19 protein-coding genes and 2 pseudogenes are annotated in these 21,374 nt (G+C 74.2%); 11 read left to right on the forward strand and 10 right to left on the reverse strand.

Going from position 1 to position 21,374, the window contains the following annotated elements:
• A pseudogene (locus IH80_RS47540) lies at positions 1-126 on the reverse strand (glutamate racemase); the annotation flags it as partial.
• 9 nt (positions 127-135) lie between these two features.
• Between IH80_RS47540 and IH80_RS0134865 the strand changes: the two are divergent.
• Positions 136-927, forward strand: coding sequence for a glutamate racemase (locus tag IH80_RS0134865; protein WP_030965796.1), 792 nt, complete (start codon positions 136-138; stop codon positions 925-927).
• 260 nt (positions 928-1,187) lie between these two features.
• Positions 1,188-2,801 carry an ATP-binding cassette domain-containing protein gene (locus IH80_RS0134870; protein WP_030965797.1) on the forward strand — a complete coding sequence of 538 codons (1,614 nt, stop codon included), beginning with the start codon at positions 1,188-1,190 and terminating at the stop codon, positions 2,799-2,801.
• Here the strand turns inward: IH80_RS0134870 and IH80_RS0134875 are convergent.
• Positions 2,771-3,703, reverse strand: coding sequence for an ADP-ribosylglycohydrolase family protein (locus IH80_RS0134875; RefSeq protein WP_030965798.1), 933 nt, complete (start codon positions 3,701-3,703; stop codon positions 2,771-2,773). The two genes, IH80_RS0134870 and IH80_RS0134875, sit on opposite strands and share 31 nt — an antisense overlap.
• On the reverse strand, positions 3,700-4,290 hold the full coding sequence (locus tag IH80_RS0134880; protein WP_030965800.1) for a TetR/AcrR family transcriptional regulator: 591 nt from the start codon (positions 4,288-4,290) through the stop codon (positions 3,700-3,702). Before IH80_RS0134880 ends, IH80_RS0134875 begins: the two co-directional genes overlap by 4 nt.
• Before the next feature lie 58 nt (positions 4,291-4,348).
• On the opposite strand from IH80_RS0134880, the pseudogene IH80_RS46525 reads away from it, so the two are divergent.
• From IH80_RS46525 to IH80_RS0134905, 6 genes and pseudogenes are all read left to right on the forward strand, one after another.
• A pseudogene (locus IH80_RS46525) lies at positions 4,349-4,549 on the forward strand (FAD-dependent monooxygenase); the annotation flags it as partial.
• Between the two features lie 90 nt (positions 4,550-4,639).
• Positions 4,640-5,209: a dihydrofolate reductase family protein gene (locus IH80_RS0134885; RefSeq protein ID WP_030965801.1), complete on the forward strand. Its 570-nt coding sequence runs from the start codon at positions 4,640-4,642 to the stop codon at positions 5,207-5,209.
• A 67-nt stretch (positions 5,210-5,276) separates the two neighbouring features.
• The gene (locus IH80_RS0134890) at positions 5,277-5,792 is read left to right on the forward strand and encodes a hypothetical protein (RefSeq protein WP_030965802.1); all 516 of its coding nucleotides are present in this window, start codon (positions 5,277-5,279) and stop codon (positions 5,790-5,792) included.
• Positions 5,793-5,865: 73 nt separating this feature from the next.
• A complete protein-coding gene (gene lnt / locus IH80_RS0134895) occupies positions 5,866-7,509 on the forward strand; it encodes an apolipoprotein N-acyltransferase (RefSeq protein ID WP_078906895.1) in 1,644 nt (547 codons plus the stop codon).
• 35 nt (positions 7,510-7,544) lie between these two features.
• A complete protein-coding gene (locus tag IH80_RS0134900; RefSeq protein WP_030965804.1) occupies positions 7,545-8,036 on the forward strand; it encodes an NUDIX hydrolase in 492 nt (163 codons plus the stop codon).
• 111 nt (positions 8,037-8,147) lie between these two features.
• The gene (locus tag IH80_RS0134905; protein WP_078906896.1) at positions 8,148-9,356 is read left to right on the forward strand and encodes an acyltransferase family protein; all 1,209 of its coding nucleotides are present in this window, start codon (positions 8,148-8,150) and stop codon (positions 9,354-9,356) included.
• A gap of 39 nt (positions 9,357-9,395) precedes the next feature.
• Here the strand turns inward: IH80_RS0134905 and IH80_RS0134910 are convergent, their stop codons facing one another.
• Positions 9,396-10,172 (reverse strand): trypsin-like serine peptidase, encoded by a 777-nt coding sequence (locus IH80_RS0134910; protein WP_030965807.1) that lies wholly within the window; start codon positions 10,170-10,172, stop codon positions 9,396-9,398.
• Between the two features lie 171 nt (positions 10,173-10,343).
• Positions 10,344-11,798 (reverse strand): glycosyltransferase family 39 protein, encoded by a 1,455-nt coding sequence (locus IH80_RS0134915; protein ID WP_030965808.1) that lies wholly within the window; start codon positions 11,796-11,798, stop codon positions 10,344-10,346.
• A 161-nt stretch (positions 11,799-11,959) separates the two neighbouring features.
• On the opposite strand from IH80_RS0134915, the gene IH80_RS0134920 reads away from it, so the two are divergent.
• The gene (locus IH80_RS0134920; RefSeq protein WP_030965809.1) at positions 11,960-13,249 is read left to right on the forward strand and encodes an ATP-binding protein; all 1,290 of its coding nucleotides are present in this window, start codon (positions 11,960-11,962) and stop codon (positions 13,247-13,249) included.
• A 45-nt stretch (positions 13,250-13,294) separates the two neighbouring features.
• Positions 13,295-13,621, forward strand: coding sequence for a DUF6191 domain-containing protein (locus IH80_RS0134925; protein WP_030965811.1), 327 nt, complete (start codon positions 13,295-13,297; stop codon positions 13,619-13,621).
• Here the strand turns inward: IH80_RS0134925 and IH80_RS0134930 are convergent.
• The 5 genes from IH80_RS0134930 to IH80_RS0134950 form a co-directional block, all read right to left on the reverse strand.
• Positions 13,599-14,180: a hypothetical protein gene (locus IH80_RS0134930; RefSeq protein ID WP_030965812.1), complete on the reverse strand. Its 582-nt coding sequence runs from the start codon at positions 14,178-14,180 to the stop codon at positions 13,599-13,601. The genes IH80_RS0134925 and IH80_RS0134930 overlap by 23 nt on opposite strands.
• A complete protein-coding gene (locus tag IH80_RS0134935) occupies positions 14,177-15,799 on the reverse strand; it encodes a serine/threonine-protein kinase (protein WP_030965813.1) in 1,623 nt (540 codons plus the stop codon). The genes IH80_RS0134930 and IH80_RS0134935 overlap by 4 nt, the downstream gene beginning before the upstream one ends.
• Positions 15,800-15,920: 121 nt before the next feature.
• On the reverse strand, positions 15,921-17,171 hold the full coding sequence (locus tag IH80_RS0134940) for a Tm-1-like ATP-binding domain-containing protein (protein ID WP_030965814.1): 1,251 nt from the start codon (positions 17,169-17,171) through the stop codon (positions 15,921-15,923).
• 48 nt (positions 17,172-17,219) lie between these two features.
• A complete protein-coding gene (locus IH80_RS0134945; protein WP_030965815.1) occupies positions 17,220-17,705 on the reverse strand; it encodes an NUDIX domain-containing protein in 486 nt (161 codons plus the stop codon).
• A gap of 84 nt (positions 17,706-17,789) precedes the next feature.
• Entirely contained in the window at positions 17,790-18,803 is a 1,014-nt protein-coding gene (locus tag IH80_RS0134950) for a cation diffusion facilitator family transporter (RefSeq protein WP_030965816.1), read from the reverse strand.
• A gap of 178 nt (positions 18,804-18,981) precedes the next feature.
• Between IH80_RS0134950 and IH80_RS0134955 the strand changes: the two genes are divergently transcribed.
• The gene (locus IH80_RS0134955; protein ID WP_030965818.1) at positions 18,982-21,372 is read left to right on the forward strand and encodes an FHA domain-containing protein; all 2,391 of its coding nucleotides are present in this window, start codon (positions 18,982-18,984) and stop codon (positions 21,370-21,372) included.
• The last annotated feature ends 2 nt before the right edge of the window (positions 21,373-21,374 follow it).

The following is a 21,374-nucleotide window of genomic DNA, read 5'->3' on the forward strand; positions in this document are numbered from 1 at the left end:
GCCGGTGGCGAAGTCGCGGATGAGCCCGCGCTGGTAGGGGCTGCCGGTGGTGGCGGGGGGGGCCCAGATGGGCACCCCGGCGCCCGCCGCCGCGGGCGGCTTGGTTGCGGGGGCGGTGTCGACTAAGGTGTGCGGGTGAAGATCGCGCTCATGGACTCCGGAATCGGCCTCCTCGCGGCGGCCGCGGCGGTGCGGCGGCTGCGGCCGGACGCGGATCTGGTCCTCTCCTCCGACCCCGACGGGATGCCCTGGGGCCCGCGGACCCCCGACGACCTCGCCGGGCGGGCCCTGGCCGTGGCCCGGGCCGCCGCCGAGCTCCGTCCCGACGCGCTGATCGTGGCCTGCAACACCGCCAGCGTGCACGCCCTGGACGCCCTGCGGGCCGAGCTGGAGCCGGCCATCCCGGTCATCGGGACCGTGCCCGCGATCAAGCCGGCCGCGGCGGCCGGCGGCCGGGTGGCCATCTGGGCCACCCCCGCCACCACCGGCAGCCCCTACCAGCGCGGGCTCATCCGCGACTTCGCCACCGGCGCCCGGGTCACCGAGGTGCCCTGCCCGGGGCTCGCCGACGCCGTGGAGGCCGCCGACGACGCCGCCGTGACCGCGGCCGTCGCCGCGGCCGCCGCGCTGACCCCGGCCGACGTCACCGACGTCGTGCTCGGGTGCACCCACTACGAGCTGACCGAGGGCCCCATCCGGGCCGCCCTCGCCGCGCGGACCGGGGGAGCGGAGCTGGTCTTCCACGGCTCCGCCGAGCCGGTCGCCGTCCAGGCGCTGCGCCGTATCGGCGCCACCGCCGAGCCGGGCCTGCCCCGTACCGGCAGCCTGACCGTCCTGCACAGCGGCCGTGTGGCGACCCTGCCCGCCGCCGCGTTCGCCTACGCCGAGGGACGGCTGCTGGCGGGCCAGGGCGCGCCAGTCGGCTGACGACCCGCGGCTGACGACCCGTCGGCTGACGACCCCTCGGGGACGCGTCCCGCGGACGTGCCCTCCGTCCCGGGCCCGTCCGCCGGGTGCCGCCGTGTGATGTCGCGTTCAAGGCCCTCCACCGCACGAGGTTCCGGCCGCCCCCGCCGATAGGCGAGACGGAACGTCTTGTGAAAGCTCCGGGCTTCGGTTATGTTTCTGGGCATAGCGAGACGCAACGTCTCGTCTCCATCCTTTGTCCCCTTCGGAAGGAACCGCCATTGCGCGCTCCACTCGCCTCCACCCAGATCGTCCTGTCCGAGGTCACCAAGGCCTACGACACCCGCGTCGTCCTGGACCGGGTCAGCTGCACGGTCCGGCCCGGCGAGCGGGTCGGTGTCGTCGGCGACAACGGTTCCGGAAAATCCACGCTGCTCCGGCTCCTCGCCGGGCGGGAACGCCCCGACCATGGCGAGGTCACCGTCACCGCCCCCGGTGGTACCGGGCACCTCGCGCAGACCCTCGACCTCCCCCCGGACTCCCGTGTCGGCGAGGCCGTCGATCTCGCCCTCGCAGACCTGCGCCGCCTCGAGCGCCGGATCCGCGCCGCCGAGGCCCTGCTGCACCGGGCCGGCCCCGGGGAGCTCGCCGCGTACGGGGACCTCCTCGCCGCCTACGACGCGCGCGGCGGCCGCGACGCCCAGCGTCGGGTCGCGACCACCCTGCGACGCCTCGGCGAACGCGCCGACATCGACCCCGACCGCCGGCTCGGCGCCCTGTCCGGCGGCCAGCGCTCCCGGCTCGCCCTCGCGGCCGCCCTGGCCGCCGAGCCGGAACTGCTCCTGCTCGACGAGCCCACCAACGACCTCGACGACGAGGCCGTCGCCTGGCTGGAGGAACACCTGCTGGCCCACCGCGGAACCCTCGTTGCCGTCACCCACGACCGGCTCTTCCTCGACCGGGTCACGACCGCCGTCCTGGAGGTCGACGCGGACCGCCGGACGGTCCGCCGCTTCGGCAACGGATACGGCGGGTTCCTGGCCGGCCGCGCCGCCGAACGGGCCCGCCGGGAGCGGGAGTACGAGGAATGGCGCGAGGAGGTGCGCAGCGCCGAACGGCTCGCCGACACCAACATCGGGCGGTTCACCGCGATCCCGCGCAAGCTGCCGCGAGGCTTCAGCGGGGCCGGGGCATTCCGCGCCCGCTCGCGCACCCACGGCGCCGCGAGCCGCATCCGCACGGCCCGTGAACGCCTGCACCGGCTGACCGAGAACCCGGTACCGCCGCCCCCGCGGCCGCTCGCCTTCACCGGGCGGTTCACCGAAGGCGCCGCCGGGGCCGTGGAACTGGCCGGCGCGGCACTGCCGGGACGGCTCGATCCGGTCACGCTGCACCTCGCCCCGGGGGAGCGGCTCCTGGTCACCGGCCCCAACGGTGCCGGAAAATCGACCCTGTTGGGCCTATTGGCAGGTGAACTGCAGCCCGAGCAGGGCCTGGTACGAACGCCCGCGCGCGTGGGACTGCTGCGGCAGGACGACCCCTGGGCGGACGAACCCCGCTCCGTCGTCGAGCTGTTCGGGCAGGAGCACGCCGACCGGTTCGTCGCCGGGCTCGGCCTGCTGGCCCCGGCCGACCTGACCCGGCCGGTGCGCACCCTCTCGGCCGGCCAGCGCCGGAAGCTGGAACTGGCCCGGCTGGTGGCGCGGCCCCTGGACCTGCTCCTGCTGGACGAACCGACCAACCACCTGGCTCCGGCCGTGGTGGAGGAACTGGAGGCGGCCCTGGCCCACTTCGGCGGGACCCTGGTGGTGGTCACGCACGACCGGCGGCTGCGCGCCGGATTCCGCGGCCGCCGCCTGGAGCTTCAGCGGGAGCCGGCCGCCGCGAGCCGCTGAGCCAGTGCGCGCAGGTCGTCGGCGTCCAGGACCCGTTCGCCGAACCCGGGCAGTGGCACGTGGAGTGGGGCCGTCCAAGGTGCGGGCACCGCGCCCTGCCCGTACCGCGCGCCGGCCAGGGCGCCCGTCACCGCGGCCACCGTGTCCGTGTCCCCGCCCAGGTCCACTGCGGCCCGTACGGCCTCGGCGAACCCGGTGGTGGTGCGCAGCGCCCACACCGCCGAGCCCAGGCAGGGCCACACGGCCCCGTTGAACTCGGTGGCCAGCCCCGGGTGCCAGTCGGGGGCGAGCACCCTGCCGTAGCGCTCGCGGTGGTCCGGGTGCACCGCGTCGAGGGCGGCCGGGAGGGCGGCGAGCGGATCGGCGCCGTCCAGGGCGACCCGGACGAGCTCGTGCAGGATCGCGGTCCCCTCCCAGGCGGCCTGGTCGCCGTGGGTGAGGGCGGCGATCCGGCGCGCGGCGTCCATGGTCGCCTCCCGTCCGGCGGCGGCGAAGTACACGGCCGGGGTGGCGGCCCGCATCAGGGAACCGTTGCCTGCCGCCCGGGTGTTGACCTGGAAGTGCAGCGCCGCCGCGAGGTCCCAGGGCCGGCCGCTGGTGAGCACGTCCTCGGTCTGCAGGCCGATGTCCTTGGGGTGCCCGGCGGCCCACCGCTGGAACCGGGCGAAGACGTCGGGGAGTTCGAGGCCGTCGTGCTCCAGCAGCGACTCGGCGACCAGGACGGCCATCTGCGTGTCGTCCGTCGCCTCGCCCGGATCCCAGCCGCCGCCCCCGCGCATCTCCTCGCCCCGCGCGCTCAACTGCCCTGCCGGGCCGAACTCGTACGGGGCGCCGAGCGCGTCGCCCGCGGCAGAGCCGAGCACGGCTCCCACGGCCCGGTCGACCCGGGTGGGCGCGGTCATCGTGCCTCCTCGGGGTGTACGGCGGCCAGCAGCCCGCGGGTGAACCGGTCCAGGTCGTCCAGGCCGGCGGCGGCCAGGGTCGCCGGGGCTCCGCTCAGCAGGTGGGGGACGGCGCCGTGCAGGGCGAGGGTCAGGGCCCGGGCCCGCTCCGGCCCGGCCGGCAGTCCGGCCGTCCGCAACAGGTGCGCGTGCGCGGCGAAGTCCGCCGCGGGGATCGGGTCCAGGAGCGCGGCCAGCCACGGCCGCCGGGTCCCCTCGGTCCGCAGCTCCAGATAGGCCAGGACGCGGGGGCGCCCCGGCCCCGCCACGTCCCGCAGCAGTCCGGCGAGCAGCGCCGCGAGCTGGTCGGCGTCGGCCGGACCCGGCCCGGCCCCCGCCAGGGACGCGGCCAGTGCCCGGTACTGCTCCACGCAGCGTTCGGCCACCGCGCGGAGCAGGGCGTCGCGCGTGGGGAAGTAGTTCTTGGCCGTGCCCGTCGGCACGTCCGCGGCCGCGTCGACGGCCCGGTGGGTCAGTCCGCGCCCGCCCGACTCCGCCAGTACGACGACGGCCGCGTCCCGCAGCCGGTCCCTCCGGTCCTGATTCACGGGGGCAGCATAACCACAGCCGTGGTACCACAGATGTAGTACAGGGCGCCGGCACCGCCTGCTCGACGCCGACGCCCTGCCCCGCGCCGTCGCCGCCGCCGACGGGCCGGGCGGGCTGCCCCGCGCCCTGCGCGCGTACGACGCGGAGCGCCGCCGCAGCGCCCAGCGCGTCGCCCTCGGCCCGCGGGCCCTGCACCGGTTCATGACCGGCTGCCGCCCCGCCCTGCGCGACGCGCTCGCGGCGCTCCTCCCGGCCTGACGCGCCCGGCACGGAAGGCCCGCGCGCGTCGCGACGAGTTCCGCGGCGCCCGGCAGCCGTACTGTCGGATCCTCACCGAGGAGGACTTCTATGCGAAGCGTGACCTACGCGATGGGCGTCTCACTCGACGGCTTCATCGTCGGGCCGGACGGCGACTTCGAGTGGACGGAACCCGACGACGAGATCTTCCGCTTCTGGATCGACGAGACCCGTGAGCTCGGCGTCCACCTGTTGGGGCGGCGACTGTACGAGACGATGCTGTACTGGGAGACGGTCGACCAGGAGACACTCGACCCCCCATCACTCGAATGGGTCCAGGTCTGGAACCCGCTTCCGAAGGTGGTGTTCTCCAGCAGCCTGTCGACGGTGCAGGGCAACGCCCGCCTGGCCTCGGGCGGTCTGGCAGAGGAGATCGAGCGGTTGCGGGCCGAGCCGGGGGACGGCGACATCGCCCTCGGCGGTGCGACGCTCGCCGCCGAGGCGGCCGCGCTGGACCTGATCGACGAGTACCGGGTCATGGTCTACCCGGTGCTGGTCGGCGGCGGCATCCCGTTCTTCCCCCAGCACGGCCGCCGGGTGGACCTCGAACTCGTCGAGACCCGGACCTTCGGCTCGAAGGTCGTGCACCTGCGCTACCGCGTGGCGCGCAAGGCCCCCTGAGGGCGTCCGCCGGTGGGTCGGGCGCGCGACGGTGGTGTCCTTCCGGAACGTGGGTACGCTGCTACGTATGACGGGTCACCCCCCTGGTCCGCTCTGGACGGGCAGGGCCACCAACCCCCTGCAGTGGCTGCTCGCGGCCGCCGGTGCGGCCTGCGTGGCGCTCGGTGTCGAGCTGGCCGTCGACAACGCGTGGACCTCCGGCTTCGTCCCGCTCCTCATGGCGGTGACCGGCTGCCTCGCGGCCGGGCTGCTCATGGTCTACGGCACGGTCGCCTTCGTGCACGTCGCCGTCACCGTCGACGCCCAGGCCCTCGTGGTGCGCTGCGGCCACATCGGGTTCCCGCGCCGCAGGATCGAGCTCGCGGACGTGGCCTCGGCCGCGTTCCTCCCCCGGATCACCCCGCAGCACTGGGGCGGCTGGGGATGCCGCTGGCGCCCCGAGAAGGGCACCGCGGTGATCGTCCGGCGCGGCGAGGGCCTCGAACTGACGCTGGTCGACGGCGAGCTCTTCACGGTGACCGTCGACGACGCCGAGAACGCCGTCCGCGTCATCCGCGCCCACCTGCGCACCCTCGCCGGCTGAGGTCCCGCCGCGCACGCCGCACGGACCGAGGCGCTTACCGGATCCGACGGCCCGGGGACGTACACTCCGCCAGATGAGCAGCAGTGTGACGCGCGAGGCCGCCCCGAACGAGCCCTCGCGGCCCGCCGACGGACCGTCCGAGCCCAGGACGCCCTCCGTGACGCCTCCCGCCACCCCGGCCACTCCGGCCGCGCCGGTGCGCAGGGGTGCCCGGCTGGTCCGGCCGGCCCTCGCCGCACTGTCCGGCGTGCTGCTCTACCTCAGCTTCCCGCCCCGCCCCCTGTGGTGGCTCGCCCCGCTCGCCCTCGCCCTGCTCGCCGGATGCCTGTACCACCGCCGTCCGCGGGCCGGCTTCGGGCTCGCCACCCTGGCCGGGCTCGGCTACCTGCTGCCGCTCCTCGTGTGGACCGGGGAGGAGGTCGGCCCCGTGCCCTGGCTGGCGCTGGCCTCCCTCGAAGCCCTCTTCATCGGTCTCACCGGCCTCGGCATCGCCCTCGTCAGCCGGCTCCCGGCCTGGCCGCTGTTCGCCGCCGCCGTGTGGGTCGCGGGCGAGGCCCTGCGCGCCCGGGCGCCCTTCGGCGGGTTCCCCTGGGGCAAGCTCGCCTTCGGACAGGCCGACGGCGTCTTCACCCCGCTCGTCGCGCTCGGCGGTACACCACTGCTCTCCTTCGGCGTGGCCCTCTGCGGATTCGGCCTGTACGAGGCCCTGCGCATCGCCCGCCGCCACCCCGGCCGCACCACCGCCGCGCTGACCGCCCTCACCGTCGCCGCCCCGATCGGCGCGGGACTCGCCGCCCGCCCGCTGGTCTCCGACGCCGCCGAGGACGGCACCGCGGTGGCCGCCGTCATCCAGGGCAACGTGCCCCGCCTCGGCCTCGACTTCAACGCCCAGCGCCGGGCCGTCCTCGACAACCACGTCAAGCGGACCATCCAGCTCGCCGAGGACGTCAAGGCCGGCCGGACCCCCAGGCCCGACTTCGTCGTCTGGCCCGAGAACTCCTCCGACCTCGACCCGTACGCCGAACCCGACGCCCACGCCGTCATCGACGAGGCGGTCAAGGCCATCGGCGTGCCCGTGGCGATCGGCGCGGTCGTCGCCCCGGAGACGGGCCCGCTGCGCAACACGATGATCCTCTGGGACCCCGTCGGCGGCCCCGGCGCGACCTACGACAAGCGCAAGATCCAGCCCTTCGGCGAGCGCATCCCGATGCGCTCCTTCGTCCGGCTCTTCAGCTCCGACGTGGACCGGGTGCGCCGCGACTTCGGGCCCGGCAAGGACCCCGGCGTCTTCGACATGGCCGGCAGCGGCGTCGGCATGGTCACCTGCTTCGAGGCCGCCTTCGACGACGCCGTCCGCTCGACCGTCCAGGACGGCGCCCAGGTGATCGCCGTACCGAGCAACAACGCCACCTTCGGCCGCACGCAGATGACCTACCAGCAGCTCGCCATGGACCGGATCCGCGCGGTCGAGCACAGCCGCACCGTCCTCGTCCCCGTCACCAGCGGGGTCAGCGCGGTCATCCGGCCCGACGGGCGGATCGTCTCGGAGACGAAGATGTTCACCGCGGACGCGCTCGTCGCCGAGATCCCGCTCCGCTCCGGCCGCACCCCGGCGACCGTCCTCGGGCCGCTCCCCGAATACGCCCTGCTGCTGCTCGCCGCCGGCGGCCTCGGCGTGCTCGCCGCCCGCCGGACCCGCGCCCGCCGCGCCGCCTGAGCCGGGACCGGCTCCCGGCCTCGTAGGGTCGGGGGATGACCACACCCGATTTCATCCGGCGGATCCGTGAGTCCGCCGGGCACCAGCTGCTCCTGCTGCCCGGGGTCACGGCCATCGTCCTCGACGACCTGGGCAGGGTGCTGCTCGGCCGGCGCTCCGACACCGGGCGGTGGTCCGTGGTCGGCGGCATCGCCGAGCCGGGCGAGCAGCCCGCCGAGACCGTCGTGCGCGAGGTGTACGAGGAGACGGCCGTGCACTGCGTGCCCGAGCGCGTGGTCCTGGTCCAGATGCTGGAGCCGATCACCTATCCCAACGGCGACGTCTGCCAGTTCCAGGACATCACCTTCCGCTGCCGCGCCACCGGCGGCGAGGCCCGGGTCAACGACCCCGAGTCCCTCGAAGTCGACTGGTTCGACGTGGACGCGCTGCCGCCGCTGGAGTCCTTCGCCCTGGACCGGATCCACCGGGCCCTGCAGGACGAGCCCACCTGGTTCGAGATCCCCGCGGCCCTCACCGAAACACCCTAGGGGTGTCTTGTCGATCATGGTGGGTGTCGGCCGGAGCTGTCCGGAGGGCGCTGTAAGGTTCCGCAGATCCGACGGGTCAGACAGGGACCGTCCAGCATCGGGGGTCGAAGGATGAGCGCAGGTGGAAGGGCCGGCATACCGGGGACGGGCGGGCGCCCGAGGGACGGCGCCCCGCGCGCCGGAGGGCCGGGGCCGCGCCTCGTGGCCCTCGACGGCATCCGGGTGCTCGCCGCACTCTCCGTCCTCTTCTACCACTACGCGGCCCTCGACAGCGCCTGGGGCGAGCCGGCCGAGGGCGTCTTCCCGGCCGCGCACGCGCTGGCCGTCTACGGCTGGCTCGGCGTCGAGATCTTCTTCCTGGTCAGCGGCTTCGTGATCTGCATGAGCGCCTGGGGCCGCACCGTGGGTGACTTCGCGGTATCCCGGGTGTCCCGGCTCTTCCCCGCGTACTGGGCGGCTGTGGTCTTCACCTCGCTCGTGCTGTTCAACTGGCCCGAGGTACGGAGGGTGGCGTCGTTCAGCGACGTCGTGGTGAACCTTTCGATGCTGCAGGCCGGTGTCGGGGTCCCGCACGTGGACGACGCGTACTGGACCCTCTTCGTCGAGCTCAAGTTCTACGTGCTGTTCGCGCTGGTCGTCATGCGCGGCGTGACCTACCGCAACTGCGTGCTCTTCTGCGGGGTCTGGACCCTCGCCGGCGTCGTGGCCCCGACCGTCGACAGCGGGCTGCTGTCCTTCTTCGCGGTGTCGTCGGCGTCCCCGTACTTCATCGCGGGCATCGCCTTCCACCTGATGCGCCGCTTCCGGCCGAACGCCGTCCTGTGGGCCGTGGTCGGCGTGCAGTTCCTCCTCGCCCAGCACCACGTGCACGCCCGCATGATCTCCAGCCTGGGCCGGAGCGCCACCCAGCAGACGCCCGCCTGGCCGGCCCACGTGATCATCGTCCTCGGATTCGCCGTCATGGCGGCCATAGCCCTCGGCGCCCTCGACCGCGTCCAGTGGCGCTGGCTCCCGCACGCCGGAGCGGTCACCTACCCGCTCTACCTGATCCACATGATGGCCGGGCTGACCGCCATCCATCACTTCCGCGGCGACGTCGCACCCGTCCCGCTCGCCCTCGGGGTGACCGCCGCCATGGTGGCCGTCGCCTGGCTCGTGCACCGGCTCGTCGAGCGCCCGCTGGGCCGCCTGCTGCGCGACAGCCTGCGGCGCGGGGTGCAGGACATCCGCCTGGGCACACCCTGTCCGGCGACGCTCGGCCGGCTGCCCGCGCAGCCCTCCGCGCCGGAGGCGGAACGCATCCCGGCCGCCCGTGCCTGAGGGCCTCTCGGGGATCGGGCGCAGAGCCCGCACCGGCCGTCAGCCGTCGACCGCGGCCTCCCGGTACAGCTCCACCGCCTGATCGCCCATCACCGCGCTGTACGAGATCTCCGGCACGGTCCCGCCGCCCTCGTGGCCCCCGAGCACCCCCGCCACCGCCCCGTCCACCAGCCAGGGGCTGCCGCTGGTGCCGCCGCTGAGGTCCGGGCAGCCGATCCGGCGCTGGGTGGGGGAGAACAGGCCGGCGGTGTTGGCGCAGCGCAGCGGCGCCTCCAGCGTCCGGGGGTAGCCGATGACCGTCACCCTGGCCCCGGCGGGCTGCTCGGCCGCGACCGGGAAGCCGCCCACGACGTCCTCGACGCGGCGGGTCTGTCCGCCGTCCACCGGCGCCACCGTCGCGAAGGCGATGTCGGCGTCCGGGTCCTGCCCGGCGGTCCACTCCGGCGCCACGTGCACGCCGGTGATCTTCCACAGGCCGTACGGAGCCTCCCCGTCCCGGTATCCGGGCGCGAAGACGGTGGTGCCGGTGCTCTCCAGGCAGTGCGCGGCGGTGGCGATCACGTCGCGGTCGTCGCTGCGCACGACCGCGGCGGTGCAGAAGTGCCCGCCCTCGAGGCCGTCGGCGAAGAGGGCGCCCACGCGGTCGGCCTCGGCGCCGGGCCGGGCCCACGCGGTGACGCCCAGCGGCGGTCCGGACGCCGCATCGGGCAGGTCCACGCCGATCAGCGCGGCCATCGCGGCCAGCGCGAGCAGGATCCGTGACGCCCGCCGCGCACGGGAGCGCCGGGCCGATCGGGGGAGCGTGTCCTGGATCATGTTTTCCACCCTGCCCCCCGAACCTATGACCGGAGGACGGTGTTCCGTATGAATCCCCTGTGAATCCTGTGAACACGGCGTGAAGGACGTGCCATGACCGGACGAGACGGTTCCGACCGGCACAGCCCCGGACGAGACACCCCGCCGTCGCCCCGCCGCCCCGCCCTTCGGTCAGTCGCGGCGCTCGTACACCGTCACCCGGCGCCCCCGCACCTGCCGGTCCTCCACCACCGTGAACCGCTCCCGCAGCACCGCGGCCTTCGCCTTGTCCCGCTCCGCCGACGGGGCCTTCGCGACCTTGGCCGAGTCCGTCACCAGCAGCACCCGCCGCTGCTCCAGCAGGGCCTCCCGGATCCGCGCCGGCTGCGCCTCCTCGCCCTTGAGGGTGGCCGACGCCACCGGGCTCTCGGCCAGCGCCAGGTCGGTCAGGCCCGTGAAGGAGCCGGGGGAGACCAGCGCGGTGTCCCGCCGCGCCGCCGGTAGGAACAGCACCCCGTCCCCGTCCCTTTTCAGCAGCGCCACCTCACCCGCCACGGCCAGCACGTCGTCGACCCGGCTGGCCGGGGCCCGCTTGCCCAGCTCCACCGGCAGCAGGGCCAGCACCGACACCCCCACCACCCCCGGCACCAGCAGGGCCGACGCCCTCGGGAACCGGGGCGCGCAGGCCCGTACGGCAGCACCCAGGGCCGCGCCGATCAGCAGCGCCAGGCCCACCATGCTGAACAACACGTACCGGTCCAGGAACAGCGGCTGGAACAGAGACAGCCCGATCAGCCCGAGCTGAGGCACCGCCAGCAGCGGCAGCCCCACCGCCGCCGCCGACAGCCGTGACCGGTCCGGCCGGTCCGCCCACGCCCCCAGCGCGCCGATCGCCAGCAGGATCCCCGGGCCGATCAGCATGTGCCAGGTCAGCGGCGGTATCCAGGACACCTGGTCGGACTGGCCGCGGCTGAACAGGACCAGCGGCAGCGCACCCGCCACCGCCCCGGCGCCGTACGCCGCCCAGCGCAGCCACACCCCGCGTCCCGCCCGCACCCACCACAGGGTCGCCGCGTGCGCGGGCAGGACCAGCAGCGAAAGCCAGTTCAGCAGCGCGCACACCAGCACGGCCGCCCCGTACGCCGTCCAGCGCGGCAGGGCCCGCCGCCCGGGCCGCTCCTCCAGCAACGACACCAGCAGCAGCGTCGACAGCCCCGCCCCCGCCGCGACCAGCGCGTACGGCCGGCCCTCCTGGAGGTAGAACTGCACGGCCGGGAGCAGCCCGAGCGCCAGCCCGCCGCCGAGCCCCGCCCAGGAACCGGCCAGGCGCCCGCCGATCGCGGCCACGCATGCGGCGGCACACGCGACCGCCAGCACGGACGGCAGCCGCAGGGTCGTCGTGCTCGCCCCGAACACCTCGAAGAGGCCGTGCATCAGCAGGTAGTAGAGACCGTGGACGGCGTCGACGTTCCCGAGCATCCGCCAGATCTCCGCCGCCGACCGCCCGGCCACCTGCCAGGTCGCCGCCTCGTCGCGCCACACGCTCTCCTGCCGGGAGAGCCCCCACAGGCCGAGGGCCACGGTCCAGAGGAAGGGGGCGAGGTGGAGGAGGGGCCCGCGCCGGGCCGCGGGTATGTGGCAAAGCATGAAGTTGCTGGGATCCTCGCTCTGGCGTTCGGGCGGAAGGCACCAGTCTATGGACGCCACGGAGGGGTTCCGGACCGCCTGTTGTGCACCGCGGAGCGAGATCGCCGGGCCCACTCGCCCCTAGCCTCGCCGCAACGAGCACGAACGAGGGGCGGTACCCGGTGAACTGGCTCATCCACGACTACCGCGAGAGCGATCTCGCAGCGGTGGTCCACCTGATCGACACCACGGCCGAACTCGGCCAGGAGTCCGTCTTCTCACTCGCCGAGTGCATCAGCGCACTGACCGGCCGGCAGCCCTGCGTCGTCGCCGTCCACCAGGGCGTCCCGATCGGCGCGGCACTCGCCTGCGTCACCGGCGAGCGCGCCTGGGTCATGCGCATCGCGATCGCCGCCGGCTGGCGCGGCAGGGGCCTCGCCAGCGCCCTCCTCGTCGAGCTCGAACGACGGCTCATCGCCGCCCGCGTCGGCCGCATCGCCTACGTCCTGCCCGAGGAGGACCTGCTCGGCGAAGGCCTCCTCAACGCCGGCTACACCCGGCAGCCCGCCGTCGCCTACTTCGAGAAGACCGAGCCGCTCCACGGACCGGCCGCCGGCCTCCTCGACGACCTCGGCGGCCGGTTCCTGCCGAACGACCTGTGGTCCAGGGTCGCCGGCATGGAGAAGGAGAAGGACCTCATCGAGCGGCGCGTGGTGCTGCCGCTCGCCGAGCCCGAGCGGGCCGCCGCGCACGGGGTGCGGCCGCCGCGCGCCATCACCCTCTTCGGCCCGCCCGGCACCGGGAAGACCACCTTCGCGCGGGCCATCGCCTCCCGGCTCGGCTGGCCGTTCGTGGAACTGCTGCCCTCACGCCTCGCCGACGAGGGCAACCTGGCCGCGGCACTGCGGGACGCCTTCGCCCGGATCGCGGAACTGGAGCGCGTACTCGTCTTCATCGACGAGGTGGAGGAGATCGCCCCCGTGCGCACCGAGCCCGCGCAGCCCGGTGGCATCCACGGCGTCACGAACGAGCTGCTGAAGCTGATACCGGGCTTCCGGGAGGGCGACGAACGCCTCCTGGTGTGCGCCACCAACTCCATCCGCTCCCTCGACCCGGCCTTCCTGCGGCCCGGGCGCTTCGACTACCTCATCCCGATCGGCACTCCGGACGCCGGCGCCCGCGCCGCGATCTGGGGCCGCTACACCGCCGGGCGCGCCGACGTCGACGTCAGCGCCCTCGTCGAGGCGTCCGAACTCTTCACACCCGCCGACATCGAGCACGCGGCGCGGATCGCGGCACAGGTGTCCTTCGAACGGGACCTGGAGGCGGTGGGCGCGCGCGGTGCGGCGGCCGCGCAGCTCGGCGCGACCACACGGGACTACCTGGAGGCCGTCCGGCAGTGCCGGCCGACGGTGACCCCGGCGATGACGGGCGAGTTCCAGGCGGACATCACCGCGCACGCGCGGTTCTGAACCCCGTGCGGGCGTGGCCCGCGACCGGCCGGTTACGGTCCCGCCATGGGCTTCGTCGTCTTCATGACCCTTCCGGGGCTGGCCGTCCTGCTCACCGCGACGGCCTTCCTCGACCTCGCGCTGGTGCGGGCGGGCCGCGCCGGTCTGCTCCCCCGGCGGTGGAGCGGGCGTCAGGGGCAGATCTCCTCCACGGGGTTCGAGCAACTGCACGCCAGCTTCTCGCCGGGCAAGCAGAACGAGCTGAAGGAACGCCGGAGCGCCCTCGTCCTGCGCGACGACGAGGAGGACGGCGCACCGCCGCGCTCCCGCGTCGACCTCGACGGCGCTCGCGCCGTGATCCGGATGCCCGCTACGGGGTACAGCGGTACGTGAAGTTCACCGCGGCAGTGCGCTGTCCGGGCGACAGCAGCTGGAGCTCGGCCTTCGCCTGGTAGCTGCCCGTGCCCCGGAACGTCCACAGCAGGTGCAGCCGGGCCTCGCGCTGGCCGCGCGGCACCCGCTCGGTCAGCTCCTCGGACGTGGTGCCGTCGCTGCGGACCCAGCGGTAGGTGAGCGTCCCCGGCCGGCCGTTGGTGCCCACGACGGCCACCACGTCGGCGGTCGCGTCGCAGGCCGGGCCGGCCGGATCGGTCGTCACGGCCACGTCGCGGACCTCGATCCCGGGCCCGAACCGCTGCCATCCGAGGTACGCGAGGACCGCCGCCAGCACGACCGCGGCGAGGGTGTACCGGCGCAGCCCGGCGCCCCGCCGCCGGGGCGGCACCACGACGGGGACGACCACCGGGAACGGCGCGGGCATGGCGGCCGTCACGCCGGGTCCGAACCGCATGACCGAACCCTCTACACGGTCGGGCACGGCCTCCTGCGGCTGCGGCGGGCCACTGAACCAATGGCTGCCGAGAACGGTCGCGCTGTACTCTTCGTCGCTCATCGGATCATGCACCTCGTCAGCCAGACCTGGTCGGTCTGGGAACCGTTGCCCGCCGCGGGCTTCGTGGTGACCCGCACGCCCCAGTAGCAGCCCTGCCCGGAGAAGGCATGCCGCCTGACGACCGCGCCGCTGCCCGGCTGGTACGTCAGCGTCTCCGCCCGGCCGTCGGCGGTACCCAGAACACCGGACTGGTTGCTGTTGAACCACTCGACGGTGACGCTCACCGGGGCCGTGCCCTTCGCGTCGATGGAGATGGCGGCCTCACCCGTCGTGAAGTCCACCTGCCGGAGATCCACCCTGATCGCCCCGACCACCACCGTCGGCCGCGGCGACGGCGGGCGGCTGGTGGTCGGCGCGGTCGTCGGCGTGGTCGTCGTCGCGGTGGGCGTCGCGGTCGGGGTCACCGAGGCCCCGGGGCTCGTGGACGGCGACAGCGACGGCGACGCGGACGCGGACGGCGACGCGGACGCTGATGCCGACGCGGAAGCGGACGCCGACGGCGAAGCCGACGCGGTGGCCACCGGGGAGGGGAAACCGCCGCCCGGCGCCGCGCTGGTCGTTGCGAACGCGCTCAGCGCCGATGCACCGTCCCGCTGTTCACCCACCGCCTGCGCCGAGAACACGATCATCGCGCCGAGCACCAGCGCCACACCGGCGGCCACCGCTCCGCGCCGGTCGGGCAGCCAGCTGCGGGGCGGCGGTGCCAGAGTCGTCGTCGCCACGGCCGTGGTGCCGGCCGCCGGCGCGCCCGCCGAGGGGAACAGCAGCGGCAGCAGCGCGGCCAGCGCCGCCAGCTTGCGCTGTCCGCGCTCCTCCCACTCGGGCCCGTACGCGGCCAGTGCCACGTCCTCCAGTTCGGCCACGAACGCCTCGGCGTTCTCCGGCCGCTGCTCGGGCGCCTTGGCGAGGCCGCGCCGGATCAGCGGCCGGACGGGCTCGGGGGCCTCGGTCTCCGGTACCGGAGCCTCGATGTGCTGGACCGCGAGCTCCGCGAAGTTCTCCCCGGCGTACGGCTTGCGCCCGGTGAGGCACTCGAAGAAGGTCGCCGTCGCCGCGTACACGTCGGCGGCGGGTGACGCCGGCCGGCCCTGCCACTGCTCAGGCGCCATGTAGGCCGGGGTGCCGGCGACTCCGGGCGTGGTGCCGCGGCGGGCGGCGATCCCGAAGTCCACCAGACGTGAGGAACCGTCCGCCGCCACCAGCACGTTCGCCGGCTTGTAGTCACGGTGGACGACGCCCGCCCGGTGCGCGTGCGCCAGACCCAGCAGCGAGCCCTTCAGCACCACGAGCGCGGCCTCGGGGTCGGTCTGTCCGGCCTCCTTGAGCAGGGCCTGCAGGGAGATCCCGTCGATCAGCTCCATCACGATGGCGGCGCCGCCCGGGGCCTCGACGTACTCGTACAGCCGCACGACGTAGGGGGACTCCAGCCCGCCGAGGAGCCGGGCCTCGGCCCGGAACTCCCCGATGAAGGCCGGGTCCTCGCGCAGCCGGTCGCTCAGGTACTTCACGGCGACCGCCGTGCCCGTCGCCTCGTGCACGGCGAGCACCACGCGTCCACTGGCCCCCGAGCCCAGCTCGCGCACCTGCGCGTAGCCGGGCACCGCCCACGCGTTCTTCATTGCCTTCCCCCGTCCATGACGTCACCGTGCCCCTGGCTGTGCGGCCCGGTCCTCCTGTCGGCCGGCCACCCTCAGGGACACGTTTTGCGCCGTGGCCGGTTCCCGGCGGTCCGGATGCGTGTCAGGCGGCGGCGCGCTGCGCGCAGATCATCGCATGGAGCCGGTCCGCGGCCGCCCGCCCGAAGGCGGGGTCGTTGATGTGCGTGTCGTAGTCGTAGAGCCGCGCGGCACTGCCCCGCAAGCCCTCGCGCAGCGCCGAGAACAGTGCCCGGTCCGCGCGGGGGTCATGGTACGGCCCGCCGGGCGCGCCGAGCGTGGACAGTCCACGGAGCGGGACACAGACGGCCGTGGGCCCGGTCGCCGCACGGAGTTTGGCGGCGACCCGGCGGCCGAGCTCCGCGCACTCGGCCTCGCTGGTACGGATCACCGTGATCGAGGGGTTGTGGACGTGGACGCCCCGCTCCAGCACCCGCGGGGGCAGGTACTCCAGCGGCCCGAACTTCACCATGTCCAGCGCGCCCAGGCTCACCACCTGCGGGACGCCGGCCCGCCCGGCCGCCCTGAGCCGGTCGGGACCCGCGGTCAGGATTCCCCCGCACAGGTCGTCGGCGAGCTCGCTGAGGGTCAGGTCGAGGACCCCGGCGAAGACCCCCTGCCCGGCCAGGGTCTCCAGCGTGCGGCCGCCGGTGCCGCTGACGTGGAAGACCAGCACCTCGTACCCGAGTTCGGTCAGCCGTTCGCGCGCCGCGTCCACACCGGACGTCGTCACGCCCGCCATGCTCGCCGCGACCAGCGGCCGGGGGCCGGTCCCCAGCCGGGGCGCGCGCTCCCCCGAGACGCGGGCGAAGGCCCCGGCCATCCCGGCGATGGCCGCCACCGCGTTCGACAGGATCGGCCCGGAGACGCTGTTGATCCCCGCGATGTCCACCACGCTGTACATCATCGTGATGTCCGAGGAGCCCACGTACGGGGCGGTGTCCCCGGACGCCATGGACGAGACCATCAGTTTCGGCACGCCCAGCGGCAGGGCGCGCATCGCCCGGGTGGCTATCGAGGTGCCGCCGCTGCCGCCGATCGCGAGCACTCCGTGCAGCCGCCCTTCGGCGTGCAGGCGCAGCAGGGTCGCCTCGGCGCCCCGGGCCATCGTGGTCACGGCCGCCCCCCGGTCGGCGGCCGATCGAAGGAGCGACAGTTCGGTTCCCGCGGCCCGGGCCACCGCGGCGCGCGGCACGTCCGCGGCCACCCGGGGTTCACCCATGATTCCTGTGTCGACCAGTACCACTTCGACGCCGGCGCGCAGCAGCCCCTCGCGCAGCCAGCCGTACTCCACACCCTTGGTGTCCAGGGTCCCCACCAGCACGACGTTCGTCATGTGTGCAATGTCCAGGCAGGTGGGGATGTTGGCAAGTACGCGCTCTGGTCAAGCCTTCAGCAGCACCAACAGTCGCTCCACGAAGGGCAGTTGTCCGGGAATGAGCATGCTCTGGGCCCTCTCGGGCGTGCACCAGGCCACCCGGTCCAGCTCCGGGAACTCCTGTACGTTCCCCGAGCGCGGGGGCCACTCCATGGTGAAGGTCCCCGGCACCATGAGCGCCGGGTCGAGGTCCGCCTCCACCGCCCAGACGGTCACGAGCTTCCCGCTGGAGAGCCGTACCTCGCCCAGCGGCAGGTACTCGCCCTCCGGCGGGGGCAGCCCGATCTCCTCGGTGAACTCCCGCCGGGCGGCGTCGCGCGGAGTCTCCTCCGGCCCGTACTCCCCCTTGGGGATGGCCCAGTCCCCGGAGGTCCGCCCCGACCACAGGGGGCCGCCCATGTGCCCGAGCAGGATCTCGACCCCGGGCTCCGGCCCCGGACCGGTGTCCGTCCGCCGGAAGAGGAGCAGTCCGGCGCTGCGCTTGTACGTCATGGCCCCATACATGCCCCGTACCGGCGGCGGTCAGTGGTCCCCGGCCGGTGGTCCCCGGCCGGTGGTCCGGTCAGGAGCCGGCGGTCAGTGGTCGTGCGGGCCCTCGCGGTGGACCGGTCCGTGCGCGTCCGCGCAGTGCGGGTCGTACGCGGCCTCGCCCCGCCGGCCGACCGAGAGGAGGGAGTCCTGGGCGTGGTCCACCTGGAGGGTGGTGTGCGTGATCCCGTACTCCTTCTCCAGCAGCCGCTCCAGTTCCCGCCGTACGGCGTGGCAGTCGCCCGCCGGCTCGACCAGCACGTGCGCGGAGAGCGCGGCCTGCCCCGAGGTGATCGTCCAGATGTGCAGGTCGTGCACCTCGGTGACCGGCGGGTGTCCCACGAGCCGGTCGCCGACCGCGTCCGGGTCCACGTGCGCGGGGGCGGCCTCCAGGAAGATCCGTCCGGAGTCGCGGACCAGTCCGTAGCCCGCCTTGACCATCAGGACCACGACGACGAGCGTGGCGATCGCGTCGGCCTGCCGGAATCCGGTCGTCATGACGACCAGGCCGGCGACGGCCGTCCCGATGAAGGCGTACAGGTCGTTCAGGACGTGCTGGTAAGCACCTTCGACCGCCAGCGAGGACCGGTTCGCCCGCGAGATGCACCAGGCCGCGGCCACGTTGACGACGATGCCCGCCAGCGCCGTCACCAGGACCAGCCCGCCCTCCACCGGCGGCGGGTCCATCAGCCGGCGCACCGCCTCGTACGCCAGCCACGCGGCCAGCAGCAACAGCGTCAGGCCGTTGGCCTGGGCGGAGAGTATCTCCGCCCGCTTGAGGCCGTACGTGAAGCCGCCCCGGGCGGGGCGGGCCGCCAGCCGCATCGCGATCAGCGCGAGGACGATCGAGACGGCGTCCGTCAGCATGTGGGCCGCGTCGGAGATCAGGGCCAGGGAGTGGGCCATGATGCCGATGACCACTTCGACGGCCATGAACCCGCCGATCAGGGCGAGCGCGACGGCCAGCCAGCGGCGGTCGGCGTCGGCGGCCACGCCGTGGCTGTGGCCCCCTGGTCCGTGGTCGTGGCCGTGGTCGTCGTGCCCGTGCTCGTGCCCGCTCATGGCATCCCCCGTCTCGTCGCGGCAGCCGGTGTTCGGTTCCGTCGCGTGAAGTGAAGCGCACGCCGACGAGATCGGCAAAGGCTGCAACGGGGACCGTTGTCATTACCCATAAGAGGCCTCTGACCTGCGGTTTTGCTGGACTGCTGCCGGGCCGGTGTGATCGTGGGAAAATCTGTTCATGGTCCAGCGCCCCGGTGTGCCGACCGCGCCCGAGCTCTTCCTGGAGACCGACACGGGCTCCACGCCGTTGAGCCCGGGCCGGACGTACCACGTCGGCAGGGACCCCCTCTGCGAGATCTGCTTCGAGGACGCCCGCGTCTCCTGGCACCACGCGCTCCTGCGCCCCGACGGCGACCACTGGACGGTCGAGGACGAGGACAGCACCAACGGCACCTGGGCCGACGGCCACCGCGTCCGCGAGTGGAGCGTCGGCGTCGGCAGCGAACTGCGCTTCGGCGACGCGCAGGACGGCCCCCGGGCCGTCCTCACCGCCCCGGCCCCCGCTCCCTCACCCGGCCCCGCGGCGGCCGGGGCCGGACCGGCCCGGGTCTCGAACCCTTCGATGACCACCACCTTCCGCCGGCCGAGCGCCGTCCTCCCGCTGCCCGCCCGTACCGCCGTGCGGATCGGCCGCGCCCTCGACAACGACCTCGTCATCGACGAACTCGACGTATCGCGCCGGCACGCCGAGCTGCGGGCCCTCCCCGGCGGCGGCTACGAGATCGCAGACCTCGGCAGCCACAACGGCACCTACCTCAACGGCACCCCCGTCGTGGGTGCGGCCCCCCTCGCCGAGGGCGACCTCGTCGGCATCGGCCACCTGGTCTTCTGCCTCGTCGGCGACCGGCTCCAGGAGTACGCGGACACCGGCGAGGTCACCCTCGACGTCCAGGGCCTCACCGTCGCCGTGGACCGCGGCCGCAAGACCCTCCTCGACCACGTGTCCTTCCCCGTGGGCGCCAAATGCCTGCTCGCCGTCATCGGCCCCAGCGGAGCCGGCAAGTCCACCCTGCTCGGCGCCCTCACCGGCCTGCGCCCCGCCGACCGGGGCACCGTCCTCTACGACGGCCGCGACCTCTACCGCGACTACGCCGAACTGCGCAGCCGCATCGGACTCGTGCCCCAGGACGACATCCTGCACTCCCAGCTCACCGTCCGGCGCGCCCTCACCTACGCCGCCGAACTCCGCTTCCCCCAGGACACCGCCAAGCCCGAACGGCAGCGGCGGGTGGACGAGGTGATCGGCGAACTCGGCCTCGAACAGCGCGCCGCACAGCCCATCCACAGCCTTTCCGGCGGCCAGCGCAAACGCGTCTCCGTCGCCCTGGAACTGCTCACCAAACCCTCCCTGCTCTTCCTCGACGAACCGACGTCCGGCCTCGACCCGGGGATGGACCGTTCGGTGATGCACATGCTGCGCGGCCTCGCCGACGACGGGCGCACCGTCATCGTGGTCACCCACAGCGTCCTCAGCCTCGACGTCTGCGACCGGCTGCTGGTCCTCGCCCCGGGCGGGCGCATCGCCTACTACGGGCCCCCGGCCGAGACCCTCGGTTTCTTCGGCGCCTCCGAGTGGCCCGAGGCCTTCGAGGCCTTCGAGAACGAGCGCGACCGCGACTGGGCGGGGGAGTACGCCGCCTCGACGGCCTACCACAAGTACGTCCGGGGCGGGGCCCGCCAGCCGTGGCACGGCGGCGAGCGCAGGGCGGCCGGAGCCGCCGCCGGGACCGGCTCCGTCCCCCCGCCGCCCAAGGCGCAGAGCTGGGGCTCGCAGCTGTCCACCCTCGTCCGCCGGTACGCGGCCGCACTCGCCGCGGACCGGACCTTCCTCGCCATCATGATCGCGCTGCCCTTCGTCATGGGCGCGATGGGTCGCGCCCTGGCCGGCAGCAGGCTCACTCAGGAGACCGCGATCAACGCCCTGCTCATCCTGTCCGTCGGCGCCGTCCTCACCGGCGCGGCCAACGCCGTGCGCGAACTGGTCAAGGAACGGGTCATCTACCGGCGGGAGCGGGCGGTGGGCCTCTCGCGCTCCGCCTATCTGATGTCGAAGGTCGTGGTGCTGGGCGCCGTCACCGTCGCCCAGGCCGTCGTACTGACCCTGGTCGCCCTCTACGGCGTGGACCTGAACGCCCCGGGCGGTCACGGCGTGATCATGAACCCCCTCCTCGAGATCACCATCGCCGTGGCGCTGCTGGCGTTCACCGCCATGATGCTCGGGCTGCTGGTCTCCGGGCTGGTCCGCAAGGAGGAGGTCACCATGCCGCTGCTGGTCCTCCTCGCCATCGTGCAGGTGGTGTTCTGCGGCGCGCTCCTGCAACTGGACGGTGTGCCGGTGATCGAGCAGCTGGCCTGGCTGGTCCCCTCGCGCTGGGCCCTCGGCGCCATGGCGGGCACCATCGACCTCGGCGCGATCGTGCCGGGCACCCTCACCGACGACCCGCTGTTCGCCCACGCCCCCGGGGTGTGGCTGCTGAACCTGGGCATGCTGGTGGTCCTGTCCGTCCTCTTCGGGGTGCTGGTCGCGAGGCTGCTGCGCCGGCACGAGCCCGCGATCATGCGGAAGTAGGC

The sequence above is a fragment of the Streptomyces sp. NRRL S-378 genome (genome assembly GCF_000720645.1).
GTDB lineage: Bacteria > Actinomycetota > Actinomycetes > Streptomycetales > Streptomycetaceae > Streptomyces.